At 32.7% G+C, this 23,200-nt stretch carries 23 protein-coding genes and 2 pseudogenes; all 25 read right to left on the reverse strand.

Features of this window, described 5'->3' with window-relative positions; all coding sequences use genetic code 11:
- Window positions 1-13 precede the first annotated feature (13 nt).
- Window positions 14-1,270, reverse strand: coding sequence for an oligosaccharide flippase family protein (locus ACFOZY_RS05950; protein WP_378153317.1), 1,257 nt, complete (start codon window positions 1,268-1,270; stop codon window positions 14-16).
- Window positions 1,271-1,300: 30 nt separating this feature from the next.
- Window positions 1,301-2,335 (reverse strand): pseudaminic acid synthase, encoded by a 1,035-nt coding sequence (gene pseI, locus ACFOZY_RS05955; RefSeq protein ID WP_378153319.1) that lies wholly within the window; start codon window positions 2,333-2,335, stop codon window positions 1,301-1,303.
- 16 nt (window positions 2,336-2,351) lie between these two features.
- On the reverse strand, window positions 2,352-3,803 hold the full coding sequence (gene pseG, locus ACFOZY_RS05960) for a UDP-2,4-diacetamido-2,4,6-trideoxy-beta-L-altropyranose hydrolase (protein WP_378153321.1): 1,452 nt from the start codon (window positions 3,801-3,803) through the stop codon (window positions 2,352-2,354).
- A 15-nt stretch (window positions 3,804-3,818) separates the two neighbouring features.
- Window positions 3,819-4,553, reverse strand: coding sequence for a cytidylyltransferase domain-containing protein (locus tag ACFOZY_RS05965; RefSeq protein WP_378153323.1), 735 nt, complete (start codon window positions 4,551-4,553; stop codon window positions 3,819-3,821).
- 9 nt (window positions 4,554-4,562) lie between these two features.
- Window positions 4,563-5,735: a UDP-4-amino-4,6-dideoxy-N-acetyl-beta-L-altrosamine transaminase gene (gene pseC, locus ACFOZY_RS05970; RefSeq protein WP_378153325.1), complete on the reverse strand. Its 1,173-nt coding sequence runs from the start codon at window positions 5,733-5,735 to the stop codon at window positions 4,563-4,565.
- A 44-nt stretch (window positions 5,736-5,779) separates the two neighbouring features.
- Window positions 5,780-6,754, reverse strand: coding sequence for a UDP-N-acetylglucosamine 4,6-dehydratase (inverting) (gene pseB, locus ACFOZY_RS05975; RefSeq protein ID WP_378153327.1), 975 nt, complete (start codon window positions 6,752-6,754; stop codon window positions 5,780-5,782).
- Window positions 6,747-7,793, reverse strand: a complete 1,047-nt coding sequence (locus ACFOZY_RS05980) for a hypothetical protein (protein ID WP_378153329.1) — start codon at window positions 7,791-7,793, stop codon at window positions 6,747-6,749. The genes pseB and ACFOZY_RS05980 overlap by 8 nt, the downstream gene beginning before the upstream one ends.
- 2 nt (window positions 7,794-7,795) lie before the next feature.
- On the reverse strand, window positions 7,796-8,743 hold the full coding sequence (locus ACFOZY_RS05985; RefSeq protein WP_378153331.1) for a glycosyltransferase: 948 nt from the start codon (window positions 8,741-8,743) through the stop codon (window positions 7,796-7,798).
- Window positions 8,744-8,759: 16 nt separating this feature from the next.
- Window positions 8,760-9,806: an EpsG family protein gene (locus ACFOZY_RS05990; protein WP_378153333.1), complete on the reverse strand. Its 1,047-nt coding sequence runs from the start codon at window positions 9,804-9,806 to the stop codon at window positions 8,760-8,762.
- A gap of 29 nt (window positions 9,807-9,835) precedes the next feature.
- Window positions 9,836-10,924 (reverse strand): glycosyltransferase, encoded by a 1,089-nt coding sequence (locus ACFOZY_RS05995; protein WP_378153335.1) that lies wholly within the window; start codon window positions 10,922-10,924, stop codon window positions 9,836-9,838.
- Window positions 10,899-12,062, reverse strand: a complete 1,164-nt coding sequence (locus ACFOZY_RS06000) for a glycosyltransferase family 4 protein (protein ID WP_378153337.1) — start codon at window positions 12,060-12,062, stop codon at window positions 10,899-10,901. Before ACFOZY_RS06000 ends, ACFOZY_RS05995 begins: the two co-directional genes overlap by 26 nt.
- Window positions 12,059-12,907: an NAD-dependent epimerase/dehydratase family protein gene (locus ACFOZY_RS06005; protein ID WP_378153339.1), complete on the reverse strand. Its 849-nt coding sequence runs from the start codon at window positions 12,905-12,907 to the stop codon at window positions 12,059-12,061. The genes ACFOZY_RS06000 and ACFOZY_RS06005 overlap by 4 nt, the downstream gene beginning before the upstream one ends.
- Entirely contained in the window at window positions 12,904-13,533 is a 630-nt protein-coding gene (locus ACFOZY_RS06010; protein WP_378153341.1) for a sugar transferase, read from the reverse strand. The genes ACFOZY_RS06005 and ACFOZY_RS06010 overlap by 4 nt, the downstream gene beginning before the upstream one ends.
- A 521-nt stretch (window positions 13,534-14,054) precedes the next feature.
- A pseudogene (locus ACFOZY_RS06015) lies at window positions 14,055-14,292 on the reverse strand (sugar phosphate nucleotidyltransferase); the annotation flags it as partial.
- A 35-nt stretch (window positions 14,293-14,327) separates the two neighbouring features.
- Window positions 14,328-16,160, reverse strand: coding sequence for a polysaccharide biosynthesis protein (locus ACFOZY_RS06020; protein ID WP_378153343.1), 1,833 nt, complete (start codon window positions 16,158-16,160; stop codon window positions 14,328-14,330).
- Between the two features lie 25 nt (window positions 16,161-16,185).
- A complete protein-coding gene (locus ACFOZY_RS06025) occupies window positions 16,186-16,950 on the reverse strand; it encodes a tyrosine-protein phosphatase (protein ID WP_378153345.1) in 765 nt (254 codons plus the stop codon).
- Between the two features lie 119 nt (window positions 16,951-17,069).
- Entirely contained in the window at window positions 17,070-17,444 is a 375-nt protein-coding gene (locus tag ACFOZY_RS06030; protein WP_378153346.1) for a CpsD/CapB family tyrosine-protein kinase, read from the reverse strand.
- 70 nt (window positions 17,445-17,514) lie between these two features.
- Window positions 17,515-17,673 carry a nucleotide-binding protein gene (locus ACFOZY_RS06035; protein ID WP_378153348.1) on the reverse strand — a complete coding sequence of 53 codons (159 nt, stop codon included), beginning with the start codon at window positions 17,671-17,673 and terminating at the stop codon, window positions 17,515-17,517.
- A gap of 59 nt (window positions 17,674-17,732) precedes the next feature.
- Complete coding sequence (locus tag ACFOZY_RS06040) at window positions 17,733-17,996, reverse strand: hypothetical protein (protein WP_378153350.1); 264 nt, start codon at window positions 17,994-17,996, stop codon at window positions 17,733-17,735.
- Window positions 17,971-18,153: a hypothetical protein gene (locus ACFOZY_RS06045; protein WP_378153352.1), complete on the reverse strand. Its 183-nt coding sequence runs from the start codon at window positions 18,151-18,153 to the stop codon at window positions 17,971-17,973. Before ACFOZY_RS06045 ends, ACFOZY_RS06040 begins: the two co-directional genes overlap by 26 nt.
- A 131-nt stretch (window positions 18,154-18,284) precedes the next feature.
- On the reverse strand, window positions 18,285-18,464 hold the full coding sequence (locus ACFOZY_RS06050) for a Wzz/FepE/Etk N-terminal domain-containing protein (protein ID WP_378153354.1): 180 nt from the start codon (window positions 18,462-18,464) through the stop codon (window positions 18,285-18,287).
- Window positions 18,465-18,633: 169 nt separating this feature from the next.
- Window positions 18,634-19,557 carry a Wzz/FepE/Etk N-terminal domain-containing protein gene (locus ACFOZY_RS06055; RefSeq protein WP_378153356.1) on the reverse strand — a complete coding sequence of 308 codons (924 nt, stop codon included), beginning with the start codon at window positions 19,555-19,557 and terminating at the stop codon, window positions 18,634-18,636.
- Entirely contained in the window at window positions 19,541-21,115 is a 1,575-nt protein-coding gene (locus ACFOZY_RS06060; protein WP_378153358.1) for an O-antigen ligase family protein, read from the reverse strand. Before ACFOZY_RS06060 ends, ACFOZY_RS06055 begins: the two co-directional genes overlap by 17 nt.
- A complete protein-coding gene (locus tag ACFOZY_RS06065) occupies window positions 21,115-21,606 on the reverse strand; it encodes a hypothetical protein (RefSeq protein ID WP_378153360.1) in 492 nt (163 codons plus the stop codon). Before ACFOZY_RS06065 ends, ACFOZY_RS06060 begins: the two co-directional genes overlap by 1 nt.
- A gap of 230 nt (window positions 21,607-21,836) precedes the next feature.
- Window positions 21,837-23,040, reverse strand: a pseudogene (locus tag ACFOZY_RS06070) (ISL3 family transposase).
- Window positions 23,041-23,200 lie beyond the last annotated feature (160 nt).

A 23,200-nucleotide genomic window follows, 5' to 3' on the forward strand; every position in this document is an offset into this window, starting at 1 on the left:
TTGCTTTTTCACCTTATAATAATTTTCCAAAAAAATAATTCATCAGGATAAAATATAATAAAAATGTTATTGAAGTTCCGATTGCAACCATAGATATGTCAGGATACATTAGTAATAATGTTATGCTGACTAAAATATTCACTAAAATGCATACTACAAGTATTTTGATGTATAGCTTTTGATTATGAGTAGCATTAAAATAATTTGCAGGATAATTGACCAGTGTTAACGGAATTAATCCAACTAATAAGATTTGCGCAGAAACAATTCCATTTTCATATTCCGGCATCAATAACCTAATTGTTGGTGGAAGTAAAAGTAATCCAACTAAAACTATGATTAGAGAGATTACTAGTAAAAAAAAGTTAACCCTTTTATAGGACTGTTTAATTTGCTGATATTCTTCTTTGCTCACCATCGTTACAATTTTAGGATAATAAACTTGTGATATCACTTGTGGTAAGAGCATCATTGTACTAAAAACTAATAAAGCCACACTATAGTTTCCTAGTGCAGATGAATCCATCATAATTGTTAATATAATTTTATCTGTAGCAATAAGAACGGACCATATTAAACCAACCATTAATATTGGAAATCCTGTTTTTATTAATGGAACATAGCTTTTAAATCGAAGATCGAAAATAAAACCCATCTTTTTAAAAGCATTCCTACCTATCAATATCTCAATTATCAACGCCGCTATCATTCCTATAAATAAACCAACAAAACCAAACAATAAAATAAAAATAATGCTTAAAAGAGACTGAGCAACCCCTTTTACCGTTATCAGTTTAGAAGCATTTTTGAAATCTTGAATTGATTTGTAATACATTTCAACATAACCAGAAACGAAGGAAAGCACACCTATAAAACTGATGAAAATAAAGCCTACTTTGTATTCTGGTGCACCCCCACTGTTGTAAACAAAAATACTAAACAAAAGGAGTAGTAGCATAATAAAAGTCGGAAAAGTTATCAAGAAAGAAAAGGTTTTTTGCCTAATTTGATTGGCTTCCTCGATTGAATTACGAGCAACATAATAGGGAATTTCCCTATTCATGGCATTTAAAACACCTAATTGTAATAGAGGAATAAACGTAAAAGCCATAGATAGGGATACCCAGTATCCATATTGTTCTGGTCCCAGTATGTTTCTAGATACAACACCTAAAACAAAAGACAGCGCTGACGAAATCAATGTCGCGCTACCAAATGAAAGAATATTTGAAAGGCCAGGAAGTTTGATTATTTTTTTAAAATATAACATTTTTATTACTTCCAATCTATTAACTGCAGCTTACTTTATATACTTCCAATCCAGTGGTGTTCCTCTTTTAATATCTTGGCTTGCAGTAGAACCATAAATGCTCTTACTGTATTTTGGAGCCAGTCCATGACCAGGACGAATAGATCGGACATTTTCCTCATTTAATACTTCCCCTTTCTTTATATCCTTCACAACAAATAAAGATCGAGAAAATTCTCTACTTTTTGCCTTTTTATTTGTAAGCTCATAATCAACTTTACCAATTGCTTTCTCTGCATCCCTTACAGAATCAACAAGAAGCTTAAATTCTCTTTTGTCCAATGAAAAACTGGCATCTGGACCACCGATACTCTTATCTAAAATAAAATGTTTTTCAATAACTCTTGCGCCCAAAGCTACTGATACAATAGGTACTGTTACCCCTAAAGTATGGTCTGACAAGCCCACTTCAACATTAAAAGTTTCTTTTAAATTTTGTATTGTTAATAAGTTTGCATCTTCGATCTTTGCAGGGTATGCAGAAGTGCATTTTAGTAAAATGATTTGGTTATTACCAACTCTTCTGCAAGCTTGTACAGCTTCATCAATTTCTCCAAGGGTTGCTATCCCGGTGGAGATAATAATTGGTTTACCTTTTGATGCAATATATTCAATCAATGGAATATCAGTAATTTCAAAAGAAGCTACCTTATATGCAGGGACTTTTAAGCTTTCTAATAGGTCCACTGCAGTTTTATCAAAAGGACTTGAAAAGCAAATAATACCTAGTTCCTTGGCATATTCCATTAACTCTTTATGCCATTCCCAAGGAGTATAAGCTTCATTATAGAGATCGTATAGTGTCCGTCCATCCCAAATTGTACCTTGTTTTACTTGGAAGTATTCATTATTACAATCGATTGTTATTGTATCCGGGGTATACGTTTGTAATTTTATTGCATCTGCTCCAGCTTCTTTAGCAGCTTTTATTGTTTCTTTCGCAATATTTATATCATGTCCATGATTGGCAGACATCTCCGCTATCACAAATACTTTTTTAGATATATCAAAGTTATCAATAAGCATTTATTAGAATTCCCCTCTAACTAATTGAGTAATTATACTTAAGTATTCCACTATCATTTTCCCTTAGCAAAAAGCCTACACTTTCAAATAGCTTTTTGGATGCAACATTATCGTTCGAGACATAGGCAATAATATTTCTTATTTCATTTCTTTCATTGCGAATTAATTCCATGCTCTTTTTAACAAGTAATTTACTTAATCCTTTTCCAGTTATTGATTTAAATAAGCTAATACTAATTGTTGCAGAATCGTTCTCAATTTTATATCTCAATTGTCCGAGAAATTGGTCTGTATGATCCGTAATCACATAAAATACATGGTTATTAGATTTTAAAATGTTTTTAAACCAAACTTTATGATCTTCCCATTCAATTTTATCAATGTTAAGTGAATATTTTCTTACATAATCCTCATTAGATAATTGAAATACATCAAAAACATCTTCACTTTTTGCTTTTCTCAAGAAGTAATTTTCTTCTTTAGCTTCTTCTGATAATAGAGCATCAATAATTCTTTTACTACCTAATCCATCTATAACTCTCTCATATTTTTCGGTCAAGTTAATACGATTGCTCACTCTGACTATATTCTCGATTTCACAAATCAACTTTTCCTTAAAAAAGGGATCGTTATATTCAAGTGCTACATCAACCAAATTGAGCTCTTTTAAAGCTAAAATATTAAAATGCTGATTTTCTATAACTTTTATTGGGATAAAAGGCGTTTGTGTAGCAATCAACTCGTAAATTGTTTGACCAGCTGCTGTTATAGCAAAGTCGGAGCTTAACATAATAGACTTCATTTCCTCAGCAGTAACATTTTCGTGAAATATGATGTTCTTTGAGCTAAAGCTCTTTATTTCTTCGATATTATCAAATGAATTTCCTATTACAACATTAAAAATTACTTCTGAGAATTTACTACTAAGCTCGTTTAAGATGACTGGAGTTAAATTGTGGATATCGGATCCACCAAGTGTAATTAAAACTTCTTTAACTTGAGATTTAATTTCTTGTCTTTCAACTTGAACGAAGGGGCTTCTCAAAATTATATATTTCGCCCCAAGTAAATAGCAATTAGTATCAACGTTAGAATACTTAATTGATTTGGTACCAAGGGATGGATTCACAACTATTCCTTTGGGATATTTAATCCTTCCAATATCATCTATAAACAATGCCTTTTTTGCTAAACTTGAAATTACTTGATATATTTCTTCTCGGGCTAAGTAAGAGTCCACAATACAAAAGTCGTTGTGTTTTATGTAGTTTGTCAAAAAGTCTTTCGAAAGCCAATTCACAACCATGTTTTTTTTCTTTTCTATAATCTCAAATTTCTCTTTGTCACCATTAATGATGAATTCAGCTTCAATTCCTCTACCTTCTAATTCATCATATAAAGAACAACACCTTGAGATATGTCCTAGTCCAATTTGACTTCCACCTTCTGTGAATATCAATGCCCTCATAATATCAATCCTTTTTTACTTAATTTTCTTTTGTTCAATATGTGCATTAATTGTAAAAAGGGTTGGTTCTTCCTTAAAGAGCTCAATGATATCTGGTAGATAAAAATTATGAATTCCTTTATAAAGTCTGTTATATATTTCACTGATAAGCTCGAAATCGTCTTCAGTATCTAACGTCCAGCGGTATTTAGAATAATCCATATCATTTTTGAAATAGAGTATCTTATTACTATACTCATATATGAAAGGGGTGACATGTTCTCGGTGATAATTTTCTTTTCCATTTAAAAATGCATTCTCAAGCATTTCAAAAGAAAAAATTTCAGTATCTAATCCTCTTGGATATGTTCTTTGCGTAAGATCTGATCCAGCATTTGTTACAAGATCATAGCTACCATTTAGATAGTATTTAATTATTTTATCAATAACATTTGGATCAATTAGTGGACAGTCTGATGTAATCCTAATGATAGTATCAACATTGTTCTCTTTTGCAGCAAAATAATAACGGCTAAGGACATCATCTTCACTGCCCCGATAGACCTTACTACCGCAATTAATTGCTTCCATTTCAATAATATTGTCTCTCTCATGAATTGTTGTTGCAATTATAATATCTTCGATTAATTTCGATTGTCTTACTCGTTCAATCACATGAGATAATACTGTTTTTCCCTTTAATTCTTTCATGACTTTTCCTGAAAGCCTTGTTGAACCCATTCTTGCTTGGATAATAGCCGCAATTTTCATATAATTACCCTACTTTCGATAAAAATTTAATACTTTATTTACGGCTGATATTACATCATTAACATCATCTTCTGTCATAGCAGGGAAAAGTGGCAATGTAATGATTTCCTCATACAACTTTTCCGCATTAGGACAAATACCACGTTGATAACCCAATTGTGCATAGTATGGTAGGAGATGAACAGGAATATAGTGTACATTAACACCAATATTCTCCTGAAGTAACCCTTCAAAAATATCTTTTCTGTTTCCTGATAACTTCTCTAAATCAAGGCGAATAATATACAAATGCCAACTCGATGAGACATTTGGATCTTGATAAGGAGTTTGAATTTCATCAATCTCTTTAAATGCATCATCGTACATAGATACATATTTTTTTCTTAAATCAATAAACTTATCAATTTTCTTTAATTGACTATCGCCTAATGCAGCTTGAATATCCGTCATACGATAATTAAATCCTAAAAACTGCATTTCATAATACCAAGGGCCATGATTTTCAATCAATTTATCAGGCGCTCTTGTAATCCCGTGGGATCGAAATTGTAATAATTTTAGATAATATTCTTCATTATTAGTTGTAATAATGCCACCCTCACCTGATGTAATATGTTTAACAGGATGGAAACTAAACATAGTCATATCACTCAGGGAACCTATCATATGTCCTTTATAGGTAGCACCTAAAGCATGGGCAGCATCTTCAATGACAATTAAATTATTCTTTTTAGCAATTTGATGTATTTCATCTAAGGCAACTGGCTGACCAGTGAAATGTACAGGAATAATAGCCTTTGTATTATTAGTAATTAAGCTTTCAACTTTTAGTGGGTCAATATTATACGTTTCTGGATCTACATCGGCAAAAACGGGCTTCCCCCCCTGATAAAGAACGCAATTTGCACTTGCAGCAAAGGTCAGTGGGGTAGTAATAACTTCATCACCTTTTCCTATATCGGCAGCAAAACATGCCCCATGAAGGGCAGCTGTTCCATTAGAAAATGCAACAGCATACTTTGCTCCGACATAATTTGCAATTGCTATCTCAAACTCTCCAACTGCAGGACCTGTTGTTAAGTAATCACTTTTTAGTATATTAACTACCGCTTGAATATCATCTTCATCAATCCATTGTCGTCCATAAGGCAGATAATTGTCTCTAATTGGTTTATTAATCACAGTCAAATTCCTTTCATTTTTTTTAATAAGAGAAGAAATATCATCTACTCTTTTACTAATTCTCTTAGGTCATCGACAGTTAACCAATGGTCATTTATATTACTTACGTAGGTAAAACCTTCTGGTAATGTCTTACCACCGCTTGAATATTCTTCTCTCCACCAAGGAAATTCCGGTTGAATGACATAATACGTATCATATTCTAAAGTATGACGAGCATCATCTTCTGTAATCATTGCTTCATGTAATTTTTCTCCTGGACGAATTCCAACTATCTTAATGTCACATTCAGGAGCAATTGCTTGGGCCAAATTGGTGACTTTCATGCTTGGAATTTTCGGAATGAAGATTTCCCCGCCCTTCATTCTTTGAAGATTGTCAATTACGAATTGAACACCTTGGTCTAAGGTAATCCAAAAACGAGTCATTCTTTCATCAGTAATTGGAAGTTCAGTTGCACCATTTTCCTTAAGTTTCTTAAAGAATGGTACAACACTACCTCGACTTCCTACTACATTACCATAACGAACAACTGAAAATCTGGTTTCTTTATTTCCTGCATATGAATTACCAGCAACAAATAATTTATCTGATGCTAATTTAGTTGCTCCGTATAAGTTGACTGGACTAGCTGCTTTGTCTGTACTTAATGCTATTACTCGTTTAACACCACGATCAATAGCAGCTTCAATTATATTTTGTGCACCATGGATATTTGTCTTAACTGCTTCAAAAGGATTATACTCGCAAGCACCAACATGCTTTAGAGCAGCTGCATGAATTACAATATCTACTCCGTCAAATGCTCTATATAAACGATCTTTATCACGGACATCACCTATAAAGAAACGAATACGAGGATCCGTAAACTCTTGAGCCATTTCATATTGTTTTAATTCGTCACGACTAAAAACAATTACCTTTTTTACGTGATGTTCCAATACCTTAGAAATAAATTTTTTACCGAAAGAACCAGTTCCACCTGTCACTAAAATAGTTTTGTTGTTTATATTAAACATTATTATTCTCCTCTTTTGTTATAATGTGATATTTCACTTCATTTTTTCCCCAATATTTTTCTACTACCAGTCTTTGTTTTTCAGTAATAATATAGCTTAAATTGGAAAATGCATCTATAACTTCCTCAATTTCTTCATCTCGTATCTTTACATAATTTTGATTTTTCCTTTCTTTGAATTCCTCTTCTACTCGTTCTCCTTCAAGCTTCTGAAATTGATTAAATAAATAATGTGGTTTATTACGAGCTACACAATATCCTATATGTGTTCCTACTGTATTTGAAATTGTCATATCTGACAAATCAATAATATCCTTTAGTCTTCCTAAAAAATTCGGATCATTTCTATGACCTGCTGTAACGACCTTAAAATCTTTTTTCTCATATTCTAAATATCTTTGATCTTGAATATCCTTCCAATACATGCATACAAAAACATTGTCAAAGTCTAATGAAATTTTCTCGATTTCTTTTATAAAATCTTCTGTATTATATTTATAACTAACCCCTTCAATAGAGTGACTTGGAAACACTAAGAGAATTTTACCATATTTTTCTTTTATCTCTTCTTTGTTTTTTATTTTCATGAGTCCTACTGAATAGTTTATATAGGGACCTATAGTCACAACTTTTCTATTTTCTTTGTTAGCATTACTTTCTTTAAATTTATTTTCTAAATGCTTTACCCTTTGATAGCTATAGGTAATAATATTTGAATCAATATTATATGTACCAATTTGAACATGGTTCCCAAAGTAATATCCATGTTCAATGTAATCACTATGTTTTAACTTACCTTTAAGTGCATTATCCACGGCTTTATCATTTCCATACAATGAATTTTCCTTGTAAAAAAAATTTGAGTACAATCGTAAATCGCTACTTAGTTCCTTAAAACTAAATATTTCAATCTTCGCTCTATTTTTAACTTCTTTTTTAAATCGATAAAGAAAAATAATATTTATTTTATGGAAAAGTAGCTTTAGCACTAATATCAAATAGTACAATTTATAATATTTTTTAACTACTTTTTTTAACATTTCTATATGCTCCCGATTTGTTTCGTATAAAAAATATAATATAATAATCCGAATATTTTGTATTTCAATCTATTCGATTTAATAAACTTTGAGAATAGCCTTCGCTCGCTTAGTTTCTTTTTTATATTTCTAACCTCGGTTTTGTCATTTAGATACTTTAGTTTTCTTATTACAGTTACATACAAATATAATTCAGAATTTAGTAATACCTTAGAATTATAATCTTGATTAAAATGATTTAAACTCTCTGCAACCACTAAGTAATTATCTAGTTTATTTATATTTAAATCACTCATTATAGATCCTTCTCTTTGTCTATACATAATGATTACTTCATCTATATATTTCACCCTAGTAGCAAGGTAATACGCCCTTGGCGTAAACTCCATATCTTCATAAATTATTCCTTCAATAAAATTCAGGTTAGTTTTAACTAAAAATTCTTTTTTATATAATTTGTTCCATACAATTGACATAATTGACTTAGTTTTCACACCTATATCATACATTTCTTGGCCGGTCATAATTTTATTTTTAATTTTCTCTGTTCTTTCTATACAAAAGTTTTTACTTTTATCTTCATAATCATATTCAAAGTCTGCAATTACAAAATCTAAATCATCCTTAACAATCTCATTGTGAAGTAAAGATAGTACATAGTTATGCTTAAAATAGTCATCGCTATCTATAAACATTACATATTTACCCTTAGCATGTTTAAGCCCACTATTTCTCGCCCCACCTAAACCTTTATTGTTTTGGTCTACAAGAACAATTTTATCATTTATATTTTCGTATGATTTTAAAATTTCCAGGCTATTATCGGTTGATCCATCGTTAACACATACAATTTCATATTTACCTTTTAAATCTTGGTTTAGTAAAGAGTCTATACACTCTTTTAAATATTTTTCAACATTATATACGGGTACAATTATACTTATATCCATTTTAATCTACCCCCTTTTATACTTCTAAAAAAATAGATTTATACTCTAACCTAAAAGTCTCTGAATTTAAAAATAAAGACTGCGCAAAAAAAGTAAATGCAACTATTACTGCTAAAATAAAAAAGAACATCCTTTTTCCTTTATTCGGTATATGCTCAATCATTTTTGGTATCGCTGCTATACCAAATATGAAAAGATATATTCCTATCCTGTCAAACATAAAACTTGAAATAGCTAGTATATTAATTAGTGTTCCAATCAAGTAATAATTGACGTCTATTTGGTATTTTTTTTCTTTTTTCGTAAAATACATTAACAATGAAATAAAAATTATATTTAATAAAACTCCTAGTGACAATATATTTACATCTTCGTTGAATAAACCTCTAAGACTGTAATAGTGTGAATAAATTGGTATCCTATAAGCAACAAAATTAAATACTATATGTGCTATCCCACTATATACGAATATGTAAGCAAGTACGACCATTACTAAATACTTATTTATAGAGATCTTTATGTCTTTTATGAAGTAAAGAGGTAATAGTAATAAAATTGAGTAGTGAAATCCAGCTCCTAATAACATGAAAATAATAAATTTTATCAACTTTCTCTCTTTTATATAGTTACTGGCATAAAAAAATATTGCTACCGCAACACCTTGTCTCATTAGATTCATAAAAATTAAAGCTGTATTTGAAGAATATATAAATATAGCTAACACCAAATAAATTCCTTTGATATTTTTCTTTTTCAACCCTAGATAAATGAAAATATTAGTGAGAAATACCATTACAAAAGTTAAATAGTGAAATTTATCAAATTGAGTTTTAATAAAATACATCAATAAGGAGTAAATTGGTTCATATGAAAATGAATTATAACGCATATTAAAGTCTGCTTCATAATTAAAATAGTCAATTCCAACTCCATACCTAAAACCTATCATCAATGTTAAAAAAGATAATAAAAGCACTCCTAATAGTTCACTTAAAATTCTAGACTTAGTAATTATTGATAATAGAAAAGCATATATTATTAATCCTAATAAAAAGTAGTACATACCTTTCCCCGATTCTCTTTAGTATGCTGTCAATAAATTTTTAATAACATCCTCAGCTGTTTCCTAATATCATATGTTTCAGCTTTATTAATACATATTTTAGCTATTTTTTCATAAAGAACATGATTTTCCAACAAAATATTAATTATATCTTTTAGTTCATCTTCGTTTTCGAATAACCTTCCAGCTTCCTTTACAACATCAGCTAATCCTGGTATGTTACTTGTCACAACAGGCTTTCTTGCTGCCATACCTTCTACTGCAGTTAAACCAAACCCTTCCCAGTGCGAGGATAAAACAACAATATCAACAGTTTTTAGTATCTCAGGAATATCTTTCCTAAATCCTAAGAAATGTACTCTATCTGTTATACCTAACTGATTAGCAAATTCTTTATTTTGATCCAACAAAGGTCCTTCTCCCACAAGTAATAAATGAACATCGTCTGGTAATGTACTAATAGCTTTTATTAAAGTTGGTTGATCCTTTGCCTCCGAAAATCTACCAACCATGCAAACAAGCTTTGTATTATCATCAATACTCTCGACTAAATCCGTTTTGCTGTAAGGAGAAGCTTGTTTTATTTTTTCTACGTCTACTCCATTTTCTATAACAACATGTTTATCTACTTTTTTTCGTTTAGGATCGATCCAATTTATAAGGTTTTCTTTTGTTTTTTCAGAAATTGAGATAATTGCATCATAGTTAGAGTAAATAAACTTCTCAATTGGTCTAAAATAGGATTTTTCACGCCTTTTGTTATGAGTACTATGCTCTGTAGTGATGAATTTTATATTCTTTTTTTTAATTAATGGTCTTGTTAAAGCTACCCAATATTGGGCAGGGAAAGTATGGGAGTGGACTATATTATAATTACCTCTAAATATATATTTTTTCACCTCAAAAATATTACGAGGATCATATATGTTTTTATATTTGACAATATTAACTTTCACACCTTGTGTAATCAAAGAGTCATAGAATACATTGTTTTTATCTGTTAACAGTAGAATATCTACTTCTAAATCTCCCACTTGATTCATTAGTGGCGTTAATTCTTTAAGGAGCTTTTCAGCCCCTCCTGAGCCTAAATTATTTATTATATGCAATATTTTCACGCTCATCCGCCTTACTATTCATTAACTTATTATAAATAATTTCCATATCAGATATCACATTCTCAATAGTATAGTTTTTTATTTGCTGAAGATTATTCTCACCAAACATACTTCTTAATTCTTTATCTGATTTTAACTTCCCAATATACTTAACAAACCCTTTTACATCATTAGGTTTAACTAAATACCCGCCTTTTCCTCCTTCAATTAAGTCTGAATTACCTCTTATATTAGAACACACTACTGGCAAACCATTTGCCATAGCCTCCATTAGAGACACTGAAAGTCCTTCTCTAAACGAAGGAAATACAAATAGGTCTGAAATCTTATATATATCAGAAATGTCTTTTCTAAAACCTAATAAATGAACCTGTCTTTCTATTCCTAACTCTATACTTAAATTTCTTAATTTTTGTTCCAATACCCCTTGTCCACATATAATATAGTGAATTTGGCTATTCTTAAGTTTAGCTAATGCTGTAATAATGACTTCATGATTTTTGTTCTTATTAAGTTCTCCAACTGATAACAGGAAAAATACATTATTTGGCAATCCTAATTCCTTACATTTTAACTTTTTATCAACCTTAAAACTATTAACCTTGTTTAAATCTAATCCAACTCCGGGGATATACTCTATATGCATAGCTTTAAATCTTTTAGCTCTTCTGAAATCTTCTTTATTAATTGTAATAAGTTCATCTGTATATCTTGCTAAGTATCTTTCAATTGGATAATATAATAACCAATTTGCAATAGGAGCACCCTTATAAAAATGGAATCCATGAGCTGTATAGATAACATTTGTATTTTTTTTTCTTGCATTTCGTGCTGCAATTCGGGTAAGGGCTCCCCCCATAGGGGTATGGCAGTGAATTATATCAAACTCATTAGATTCGATAATTTCTTTTAGTTGATTATATGTTTTAAAATTATTTAGTTTTATAGGAGAACGTTCAAATGGAAGGTCGTAATAATAATCGCAATAGGGTATGACACAGTCTTCCTTATTTTCATAATCGTTTTTTGCACAAACATAAGTCTCATACCCGTTCTCCTTAAACCAATTTAAAAAGGGAAGATGAAATACCATAATATGGGCTTTTACTACAGTAGCTACAAACAATACTTTTTTCATTTACATTTCTCCGTTAACCTTATAGAAGTCTCAAAATCACAAACTATATATCTATTTTTGTAATCATTCATTTTCTTATCATAAACCAAATCGCCAAATACCTTCTTTACTGTATTTATCGGAAACAATTTCAAGAAAACATTAAATAGTTTTGTCATTCTTATATTCGTTCCATGTAATTCGCCGATCATTTCCACCATTTTTGATGTACATACATATTCTTTGTTTTGTGGGTAGAATAATCCACTTTTAGAATCATCTATAATTAATCTTACAAACTCTGATAAATTGTCTATATAAATCATACTTCGTTTATTATCTACATCAGGGAATATTGGTATTTTGATTGCTAAATTCGCCAGTCTATTATAATTACCTTTACAACCCTTTCCATAAATCATAGGTGGACGTAAAATTGCAACTTTAAAAGGATCGCCCTGTATACCTGTTATCAGTTCCTCTGCCTGAAGCTTAGACTTACCATAGTTACTTTTTGGTTCGAGGGGTGAGTCTTTGTCTATAATACCACTTTCGATTCCATAAACACTCATAGAACTTAAAAATATGAAATGCTTAACTCCTTCTTTTTTTGCCTTTTGAGCAACCTCATAGGCCAAGTCACGATTCACTTTGTAATAAAGATTTGCGTTTTCCTTTGTTTCCTTAATATGCGCTATTCCAGCCGCATGAAACACAACATCATACACCGAAAAATCTATTCCCTTCCATAAATCTCCTCGTAAACTAACGCAATCAGTTGTATATTTATCGGGGTAATTTCCAAGCCATTTCTCCAAACTTGTACCTATATAGCTGTTTTTCCCGGTTATCAGTATTCTTTTCACTTAGTAACGCTCTCCTTAGTACTCGCAACTTCCTTTTTAGATCCAGTCCCACCTTCAACAATACCATCACTTCTCAAAACACTAACAATGGTCACAAAGAAACACTTAATATCCATCCAAAGGCTAATCTTCTCAACATACTCCCCATCCAACTTAGCCTTAATTTCAATAGGAAGCTCATCTCTACCATTAATCTGTGCCCAACCAGTTAAACCAGGTGGCACATCATTAGCACCATACCTATCCCGTTCAGTAATCAGATCATCTTGATTCCAAAGCGCTGGTCTCGGACCAATAATGCTCATCTGTCCAACGAAGATATTCCAGATTTGCGGTAGTTCATCAAGTGAAGTCTTTCTGAAAAACTTCCCCATTTTTGTAATATACTGTTCTGGATTCCCCAATAGATGAGTTGGAGTGTCCTTAGGTGTATCTATTCTCATAGTGCGGAATTTCAAGATATTAAAGTGGGTTTTATTGATACCAACACGCTTTTGCTTAAACAATACTGGGCCTTCTGACTCAAGCTTAATCGCAATAATTAAAATTAAAAAAATCGGTGATAATACTATAAGTCCAATTAGTGAAAAAATGATATCTATCAATCTTTTAATCTTCATGTACATCCAGCTACACTCCTTAAAAGTTGTTCTTTAGTAGATTAGGACTTGGAAATTTCAAAACTTTATACAACCAACTTCTATACTACTATAATTGTTATCAAAATCTGATACCCACCTTGTAAAAGATATTAAATCTAACAACCAAATAAAATTGATATTCATTTCAATGTCACAGAGTTTCTACCAATTATATATTAATTTATATTCCTCACTAAAAGCGCGTCTAACTCTTATCCATTATCTATCGTTCAATCAACTAAAATACTCATTTCCCCCAACTGAACTCAATCTCCCCAGTCAGTGTACTAAAATAACCCCATTATTCCAATGTTAATAGGACCTTAAAAAAATCATAAAAAAGGTGGGGCATCTAGCCCCACCTCACGCCATACGACCGACAACAAACAATGTTTAAGGTTCCTGGACCCACCATATGACCGAGTGCCATCGATGGAAGAGGTTAGATGACGTTACCTTTTCGATTTAAATGTTATAGTTTTTTTGTTCGTTAATAATACTTTTTATAACAGATCAAACTTCTCTTTTAGAAGTAGTGTATCTCCCAACTCAAATAAGTTAACAAATTGATCTTCTATTGCCCAATTTTTCTTGCCAGTTACAATAATGATGTCTTCAATTCCTGAAGCAATGGCTTCTTCCACGATGTATTGGATAGTCGGCTTATCCACAATTGAAGCATTTCCTTTGGTATCGCCTTTGTGGCAAGAAGGACGCGTGTCCTAAACCCGCTACAGGTATAATGGCTTTTCCTTACTATCTTCATGTTTTATCCCTCACTAACTGACAACCTCTTGTGCCATAATTGATTTCACATTCTTTCGGTTGGCGATTGCAACCAAAATCTCTTTTAGTTCATCTCCACTCATATCCATAAGTTTTGAAAGTACATATTCCATTTCAACTTTTCCAATCGGAGTGGCTCTTCCAATATGAATTTTAGGAAAGATTAATTTCGTTTGAAGTTCGTCTTCATTTAATAATTCTTCAAAAAGCTTTTCTCCTGGTCGAATACCTGAATATTTTATTTCGATTTCCTCTTCACCATAACCGGTGAGTTTAATTAGGTTTTTAGCAAGATCAACAATCTTAACCGGTTCGCCCATATCAAGGACGAATATTTCACCTTTGGAAGCAAAAGTACCAGCTTGGATAACTAATCGAGATGCTTCCGGAATGGTCATGAAATAACGTGTCATTCTTGAATCAGTGACTGTTACTGGTCCGCCTTTTCTAATTTGTTCCTTGAATAATGGAACAACACTCCCACGAGATCCTAATACATTTCCAAACCGGACTGCTGCAAACTTCGTTTGGCTTTCCTGTGCCAAGTTCTGAATGATCATTTCAGCAAACCGCTTAGTCGCTCCCATTACATTTGGCGGGTTAACCGCTTTGTCAGATGATACTAATACAAAATGTCCGACCCCAAATGTGTCAGCTGCTTCTGCTACATTTTTTGTTCCAAAAATGTTATTTTTTACAGACTCGAAGGGATTTAGTTCCATTAATGGAACATGTTTATGGGCAGCCGCATGATAAATTACATCTGGTTTGTAATTTGAAACAATATCAAAAATCCGAGACCGATCCTGAACATCAGCTATAATCGGAATAATTTCAATCTCTTCTGAAACCTTTTGACTTAATTCACGGTCTATTTGATAAATGGAGTTTTCACCGTGGCCCAACAGTAATATTTTCCTCGGATTGAACCCGGATATTTGGCGACAGATTTCAGACCCAATTGAGCCACCAGCTCCAGTTACCAATATTGTTTTTTCTTGGATTTTGTCACGGATTGCCCGCAAGTCCAGCTCCACTTCTTCACGGCCTAATAAATCTTCAATCCGGACATCTCGGATATCATTCACAGTGATTTTTCCCGTCATTAAATCCTCGATTCGGGGAATAGTTTGGGTTTTTACGCCTGTATGAATGCAGAGCCGAGATATTTCGGCCATCTCCCTTTTGTTAAGGGATGGTATCGCAATAATGACCTTTTCGATTTGATTGTCCTTAACAAAATCGGGAATCCGCTTTGTACCACCAACTACTTTTATGCCATATATTTCAAGACCACTCTTCGTCCGATCGTCGTCTACAAAAAGTACAGGTTTCATACCGGTTTCGGGATTTTGTAATAATTGTCTGGCTACCATTGAGCCTGCTGCCCCAGCCCCTACAATCATTGTTCTAATTGCCTCTGATTCACTTTTCTTAATTATGTAAGACCTAAAATATCTCCAGGACAGCCTTGATCCACCAATCATTATGATATGTAACATCCAAGTTAAAGCTAAGGCACGAATATAAATATCCTTACCAATCGCGTATTGAACAAGGGAAACAACTACAATCGTGAAGGTGACAGCCTTCACGATTGATTTTAGTTCGCCTATGGAGGCATATGTCCATAGCTTTCTATATAAGCCGAACAAAAAAGCAAAAGTATGATGGGCAACAAAAATAGTTATCGCGCTAATTAGAAGGACCTCATTCTTCCAGATGTGAACGTATGGATGTAAAAAGAAGTACCCGATATAAATTGAAAAAAGTACAATGAATGAATCCAATAAAAATAAAAGTGATGTTCGTTTTCTTAACGTCATTGTTCTAACGCCCCCACCTATTCAATTAAAATATTCCCATAAACCTTCGATCCGGGATTCTTGTCGGCTGATTTTTTGTAAGGGGTGAATTTGAAATTAAATCAACAGAATTTGTTTCTAACAAAGCTAACTTGTCTGATCCTAACTTTTTTTCGATTACCTTTAATGCCTCTTGCCAGAAAAAAGACCTGTTAGTAGTATTATGAGCATCTGAAGCTATTAAGTGACTTAAATCATATTCAATCAACTGTAAGCTTAGCTTTTGTATTTTCTTACCAAGCTTACCCGCAACTGCTGCAGTTGTTACTTGGGACAATGCTCCATTCTTAACTAACCGATAAAGTTTGTCAGGATTCTCCACGATTTCAGCATTTCGTTCGGGATGTGCGATGATGGGAATGTTGCCTTGGACTAATAAATCATAGAATAACCTTTCAACATATTTAGGAATATGTGAAGAAGGCAATTCAACTAAAACATATTCCGTGTCATTTAAACTCAATACATTTTTCGACAAGAGTGCATGATCGATTTCTTCAAATAATCTTATTTCTTGACCAATAAGAATGTCCAATGGGATTTTCCTTAGCTGTAATTGCTCTCTTAAAATCTCAACTGTCTGTACAACGTCTTCTTTTCCTGTTGAATACAAAGGGTGTCCATGATGAGGTGTAGCAATAATTGTTTTAATGCCCTCTTTTACAGCTAACTTTGCCATTTCAATACTTTCATTTAAGTTTTTTGCCCCATCGTCTAAGCCAAAAGTAATATGAGAATGCACATCTATCATTCTACCATCCCCCGATTCATAATAATAGGTATAATCATCCTATATTTTGGTTACGATTCCCATATTAGCAGATTAAATATGGGTGCGATAGGGTGTTTTTGGAATATTTTGTCGTATTTCTAATTCGAATGTCCGTAGTAGTAATAATAGTGAGAGTCTTTTGACTTCTTTTTATTCAACACTGCCCCTAATAATTTCCCTTTGGCAGCAATTAATAATTCCTTTGCCCTTTTTGCCGCATCAATATCTGTATTTCCACTACTTAGTATCAATATAGTTCCATCGCACTGGTTGGCCATCAGTTGGGCATCTGTCACTGCAAGTATAGGAGGTGTATCAAAAAGTATTTGATCGAAGTCACCTTTAACTTGTTCAATAAACTGACGCATTGACTCTGAGCCTAATAACTTAGCTGGATTAGGAGGAATAGGACCACATGTTAAAATGAAAAGATTCTCAACTAATGATTCCTGTACAGCTTCAGAAATGTTCACTTTCCGTGTTAATATATTTGTTAATCCCTTAATGTTCGGTACTTTAAAGTATAATGCACCGTAGGCTTCCTTAGTCTGTATCCACCAACAGCACCTTACATCCCTGCTGAGCGAATACAATGGCTAAATTCGCAATCGTTGTTGATTTCCCTTCGCCCGGTCCAGTAGAAGTGACCATGATTGTTTGATACTCTTGGTCAATTGATGTAAAGCCGATATTGGTTCGCAAAGTTCGATATTGTTCAGAAATGGGAGAACGAGGACTAGTTAAAGTAATTAACTGCCTTTCTAAAACTGGACTTTTTCTTCTTGCCACTCCATACCCCTTTTTCCTTTTTGTTTCTTCTGCTTCTTCATTAATTTATTCTCCACTTTCATGTCCATTTCTGAAATAGTACCTATAACAGAGAGTTCCAATATTTTTTCAATATCTTGTTCTGTCTTAATCTTGCTACTATCAAAGTATTCAAAAGGAAACGCTAAACCTATCCCTAAAATAGGCAGATTATTCCAACAATAGCAATGTTCAGTGCTGAGGGGATTGAAATTCATATGCTGTTGCTTCTGCTAATATTTTCACATTGTTCATACTCATGATTTCAACTATTTCTCTCTTAAAAACATTTGCTGTTGTATTCGCAATATCTCTTGCGATGAATGGAGCAGGGTCAGAAACAGTAATCGTGACTACTTGAGAATCTCCCTGCAATTTTGGAGTTTAAGCCATCTGATAGTTCATTTAACGTAAGTTCCTCCCTAACCAACTCAAGGATTGCAGGACTTTTTATTATAACATTATACGTATTGATTAATTGAAGATTAGTTTGAATATCTTCGACATTATATATCCGCTGTTCCGTTTTTTCTTGGAGAATTGTGTTGAAGCTTGATAAACTGGGTAATAAAAAAATAGCTCGCCACTCCACTGATACAAATAGCCACTACTACTAAAGTGATTATAAGGATGATCCTCTTACGGATTACTTGTAATAATTCCTGTAGACTGATTGTTTCCTCCAACTTACTCTCCCCCTATTTGCTTACTAAATCGCACTCATCATATTTTGTGGAAGTATTTTGTCATTTCTTGTCGGAAGGAAAAGTATATCCAGTTTCCTATACCTTAATTTTACAGAATTAAGCATTTTCTTCACAAAAAAAGAAGCAGGATCTCCTACTTCTTTAAATATTATTTATCTGGTGCTGTATTTTTCCAATATTCTCTAAAGAATACTATACCAATCCCAATCATTACCCCTAAAATCGCTGCTATGGCTATATTCAATATCTTATTAGGTGAAATTGGACTCTTCGCCAATGAAGGCTCACTTATGACTCTAATATAAGGTTCAGGAGAAAAGCTATTTATTCCACTCTTAACAGCCTGATAGCGATCAAGTACATTTCGATATTCAGTAGCTTTTGACAGAATTTGTGACTGCATTTGCATTAACTGATTATGTAATGATCCATTCACATTTACTAAAGCATTGATTTGTTCATCACTTACCGTCATCAATACTTGATTGTTTAATAGTGATTGCATGATTAACACTTCAGGCAAAGAATTTTTCTTAATCAATGTATTGTACTCTTCAATTAAACCCTCAATTTCTGTAGAAAGGATTTCTGTTTCAGAAGTATAAGTCTTTTCTAAACTTTTCATTGAACTGATTACCGAAGAATTCATTTTCTTCTTAGTTTCATTAATAAACAACTCTAAATGTTTTTGTGCAAGTTCAGGATTACCGTTTTGATAACTAACATCAATTAAATTTGTTTCTTTCTCAATATTTACTATTAAATTCTCAATATTAAAATCCTTAGGTGAATAATTATTCTCTATTAGTATATTTTCTAAAAATCTTTTGCTCTGAATACGTTCTGAAAAGATACTCGTCGAAAATTCCGCATTCACATAACCTGCTAATAGACCAGCATCTTGTGGATTGGTGACAATTTGGATGGTCGAATTTGAGTCATATTGTTCAGGCAAAACAAACCAACTAACAATTCCAGCTAATCCAATTGCTACAGCAGTAATTAACGCAATAATCCATTTACCTCTAAAAACGATTTCAATTATTTCTCTTAACTCAATTGTTTCTTCCATCAGTAGACTCCTTAAGTTGTTCTTTTTGTGTGAGTATAATAGCCATCATGATTCCAGCAAGAGTCCACATTGGAGCTGACGTGCCTGGTAGTGAATCATTAAACATCGCCTGAATTAAGAATGCCAACCAACCAATACTCAAAACTGATATTGTGTGATTCCGGGTTTTAAATAATCCTTTAAGAGCTGAAAAAGCTGTAATAACTATTAACCCCATAAAACCAATTAATCCAACAATGCCAGTACCGTACAATACACCAATATACATATTGTGCGGTTTATCGACGATAGTATGTTCCGTTCTCATTCCAGCACGTGCATCTATATTGTAATGTGGAAAATGATACATTAGGGTATCAAGACCATAACCCAAGAGTGGCCTTTCTTGAATTAAATTAAATGTCTTTTCCCATATATATAATCGACCTGAACCAGGTGCTAACCCAGACGCCGGTAATTTTGGAAGTTCAAAAGAATTTTCGGCAGCAAATGCTTTGTTAGTTAAATCTATTTTGTAATAGCTTGTTTTTGTACTAGCTTGTTCATGGATGTATGGATTATCTTTGATGATAAACCCAATTGACTCGTTCCAGACTCTTGGATTCTCTTTAGCAAGTACATGAAATATAGGTAAACTTAAAATGAAAAATGAAAGTAAAAGTACAAGCGATTTTTTTCTATTATCTGATCTTATGACAATATAAATAATTATTAAAGAAATCTGTAATACTGTCAAAAATCCACTTGTTGACAATGACATAAGCATTATAGACAGAGAAAAAACTGAAATAATCATATTAATAATACTTCTCACTAAGTTCTTATCAAAAAGAGACCACGTAAGAAACATTACTGTCATAATAGCAAACATACCACTCATATAGTTCCATTGATTCAGTGTTCCCATAAGAGTTGAACCCTCATTAAGAGAAGCCTCGGATGGCAAAAAAATTGTCATTAATTTTTCTACAATGTTATATTGTAATGCATCTTTTCCATAAAAGTTCATAGTAATTAAGATAAAATTTATTAAAATCAGTGGATAGAGAGAATACATTATGTAATTTAAAGCTTTTTTTGGAAACTCTAAGTTCATAGCAACAAAAAATAATACTAGATAACATATGTATGAGATTCCACCATCTGAACGATTAAATTGCCCCCATAACGCAATTGTCTTAGAAGGAGAAAATAAAGTCGAGACGATTATGAATAACAAAATAGTTATAAGAAAATAATTCATTTTTGTTGCTTTAATAGTTCCATTCATAAAAAAAATCTTTGAAAGAAATAGAATAACAATTATCGTTGTTACAGCAATTAAAAATAACATTTTATAGAAGGTAAAAGTGTCACCCTTCATTCCAGAAGTAACAAGATTAATAGTTGTTAGTTTAGGGCTAATTACTTCTGTTGCATGCGCCCCTATTATTAATGGTAAAAAGCCAATTATCAGCAATAAAAGTCTGAAAATCCAATTATCAATATTTTTACGAGAATGAATGTCCTCCTCTTCATCAGATAAGGAGTGATTACTTAAATAGTATTTTGAAACCATTATATCAAAGTTCCTTTCTTTACTATTTCTTCTAATTCTTTTAGTCGTTCCTGGAAGTTCGGAAAATTAGTTGGTTGCTCTAAATTCTTGCTGTGCTCAATAACTAATTTAGCTTCTTCTATTTTATCGGCATTTATCAAGATTTCAGCATATTGAATCATAAATACTGGATTTTCTACATTATAAGGATTAATATCAAGTGCTCTTTCCATATAAATCAAAGACTCTTTAAAATGAAAAGTGTTAACAGCAGAAATAGCATATAGATAATTTACTGGTTCTGAATCAGGGAATTCATCAACTATTTGGTTTAAAGAATTATAAGCATTTTCATATTCTTTGTTGTTGAAGTATTCCAATCCTTCATTATATCTCATCTGTAGTTCAATAAACTTGTGATCCTGGTTATTGCTTAAGGTTATTGAAGTAAAGATACCGATAATTAAAATTAATGACATAAAAAAAAGAACTAACTTATAATTAATTTTCATTCGCCTTCCATCCTTCCTTTCTTTTTTAATACAATTTATTATAAATGATTTCCAGTGAAATATCTTCCAAATTTAAAATATACTAAATTTAATTATAAAATTTACTGAGACTTTGAAGGGATATTGGTTTCTTCAACTTCTTTACTAATCCACATTTAACCAAATAACAATTTTTCATAAACAAAATCGGTTCTACGTCAAATGTTGGGGTGAGGTGATTTTTTCTCACCCTACCCGACGTGAACTTCAATCTTCTTATACTTTTGTAAAAGTAGGATCCGTGCTCTTGCACGAATGAAATTCCGAAAGCCGTAGGCATTGCGTTTCATGACCTTCGTCTTGTTATTGATCCCTTCCAAAAAACCATTGGAATAATTAAAAGAAAAGCTGTTCAAGATCTCTGTTTCCCAATTCCTGAATGTCTGGATTGCCCGAATAAACTCCTTGATATTTGCTTCCTTTACAAGAGCGTAAAAGCGGTGAAGTGCCTCTTTGATTTCTACAATTCCGCTTTCACCGTTTGTCTTCGCGCCTTTAAACCACTTGTTGTATGCCTCTTTCAATTCATATGCCTTGCGCAATTCCTCTGACATCTTCAAATATCGTTCAAGATACCAACTGTCTTGATCCGTTAGTTTTTCGCTGTCCTTGAAGAATACGTGGCGCATTCTCTTACATTTCTTGCAATCATAATCATGCCAGTCCAGTTGGACTCGCCTTCTGACACCATCTAACGCCCAATAGATATATCGGCAGAAGTGAAAGCGGTCTGCTATAATAACTGGCTTATTCAATACCTTTCTGACTGCGGCTTTAAAGGAAGGACTCATATCCATGACAACGATTTCTACCTGGCTGCCATACCTTTGAAGATAGTCCACAATCGTCTTCTTCCTTCTGTTTGGCAGGATATCCAAAGGCTCCTTTGTTTCAGCGTCGGCAATGATCAATTGATACTTGCCCTCTCTGGTATCCCCTTTGTATTCATCAATGGCAATCGCTCTTGGAAGTTCCTTGATGGCGGACACCTCCTGGTGTGCCAGTTCATCAAATCGACGAATAACGGTAGTAGCGGATGTTCCATACTGTAGGGCTACTTCCTTAAGTCTTTGCCTGAACACAACGGATGGCCAGGGATTGGTTCCACTCAATGGAAGAGCGTTTATAACGCTCGACAATCGTATTCTTCTCCGCAAAACGTTTTCCACACTGACCACAGACATAACGGCGTTTTTTATAAATGAAGCAGGTAAGTCGATCGAACAGTTTCAAGTGGCTAATCTTCTGTAACCGATAGTCGTGGATTTTCCTTGTTTTTCCCCCACATGAAGGGCATGTATGGAATCGGCGTTCCATCTCGACATGAATCGCGACACGGTCTTCAATCTGTCCCATTTTCGTTACCGTTACATCTTCTAATCCTGGAATATTCATGATAAAATTCACTTGCACGCATCTCCAATCATCGTTACTTGTTTCTCGACAATTCAAGTATAAGAGATTTGGAGAACCGCGTGCATTTTTTATTCAAATTGTTTGAATACCCCAACATTTATAATAGAGTCACAAAATCTTTGTTACCAACAATTAATTT

The sequence above is a fragment of the Chungangia koreensis genome (assembly GCF_042651785.1).
GTDB classification, from domain to species: domain Bacteria; phylum Bacillota; class Bacilli; order Bacillales_A; family Planococcaceae; genus Chungangia; species Chungangia koreensis.

What these genes read in the sequence shown, in the direction of transcription:
- ACFOZY_RS05950 (WP_378153317.1), bottom strand. Translation starts at nt 1,270, where the DNA reads ATGTTATATTTTAAAAAAATAATCAAACTTCCTGGCCTTTCAAATATT.
- pseI (WP_378153319.1), bottom strand. Translation starts at nt 2,335, where the DNA reads ATGCTTATTGATAACTTTGATATATCTAAAAAAGTATTTGTGATAGCG.
- pseG (WP_378153321.1), bottom strand. Translation starts at nt 3,803, where the DNA reads ATGAGGGCATTGATATTCACAGAAGGTGGAAGTCAAATTGGACTAGGA.
- ACFOZY_RS05965 (WP_378153323.1), bottom strand. Translation starts at nt 4,553, where the DNA reads ATGAAAATTGCGGCTATTATCCAAGCAAGAATGGGTTCAACAAGGCTT.
- pseB (WP_378153327.1), bottom strand. Translation starts at nt 6,754, where the DNA reads ATGTTTAATATAAACAACAAAACTATTTTAGTGACAGGTGGAACTGGT.
- ACFOZY_RS05980 (WP_378153329.1), bottom strand. Translation starts at nt 7,793, where the DNA reads ATGTTAAAAAAAGTAGTTAAAAAATATTATAAATTGTACTATTTGATA.
- ACFOZY_RS05985 (WP_378153331.1), bottom strand. Translation starts at nt 8,743, where the DNA reads ATGGATATAAGTATAATTGTACCCGTATATAATGTTGAAAAATATTTA.
- ACFOZY_RS05990 (WP_378153333.1), bottom strand. Translation starts at nt 9,806, where the DNA reads ATGTACTACTTTTTATTAGGATTAATAATATATGCTTTTCTATTATCA.
- ACFOZY_RS06000 (WP_378153337.1), bottom strand. Translation starts at nt 12,062, where the DNA reads ATGAAAAAAGTATTGTTTGTAGCTACTGTAGTAAAAGCCCATATTATG.
- ACFOZY_RS06010 (WP_378153341.1), bottom strand. Translation starts at nt 13,533, where the DNA reads ATGTACATGAAGATTAAAAGATTGATAGATATCATTTTTTCACTAATT.
- ACFOZY_RS06020 (WP_378153343.1), bottom strand. Translation starts at nt 16,160, where the DNA reads ATGACGTTAAGAAAACGAACATCACTTTTATTTTTATTGGATTCATTC.
- ACFOZY_RS06025 (WP_378153345.1), bottom strand. Translation starts at nt 16,950, where the DNA reads ATGATAGATGTGCATTCTCATATTACTTTTGGCTTAGACGATGGGGCA.
- ACFOZY_RS06040 (WP_378153350.1), bottom strand. Translation starts at nt 17,996, where the DNA reads ATGAATTTCAATCCCCTCAGCACTGAACATTGCTATTGTTGGAATAAT.
- ACFOZY_RS06055 (WP_378153356.1), bottom strand. Translation starts at nt 19,557, where the DNA reads ATGGAAGAAACAATTGAGTTAAGAGAAATAATTGAAATCGTTTTTAGA.
- ACFOZY_RS06060 (WP_378153358.1), bottom strand. Translation starts at nt 21,115, where the DNA reads ATGGTTTCAAAATACTATTTAAGTAATCACTCCTTATCTGATGAAGAG.
- ACFOZY_RS06065 (WP_378153360.1), bottom strand. Translation starts at nt 21,606, where the DNA reads ATGAAAATTAATTATAAGTTAGTTCTTTTTTTTATGTCATTAATTTTA.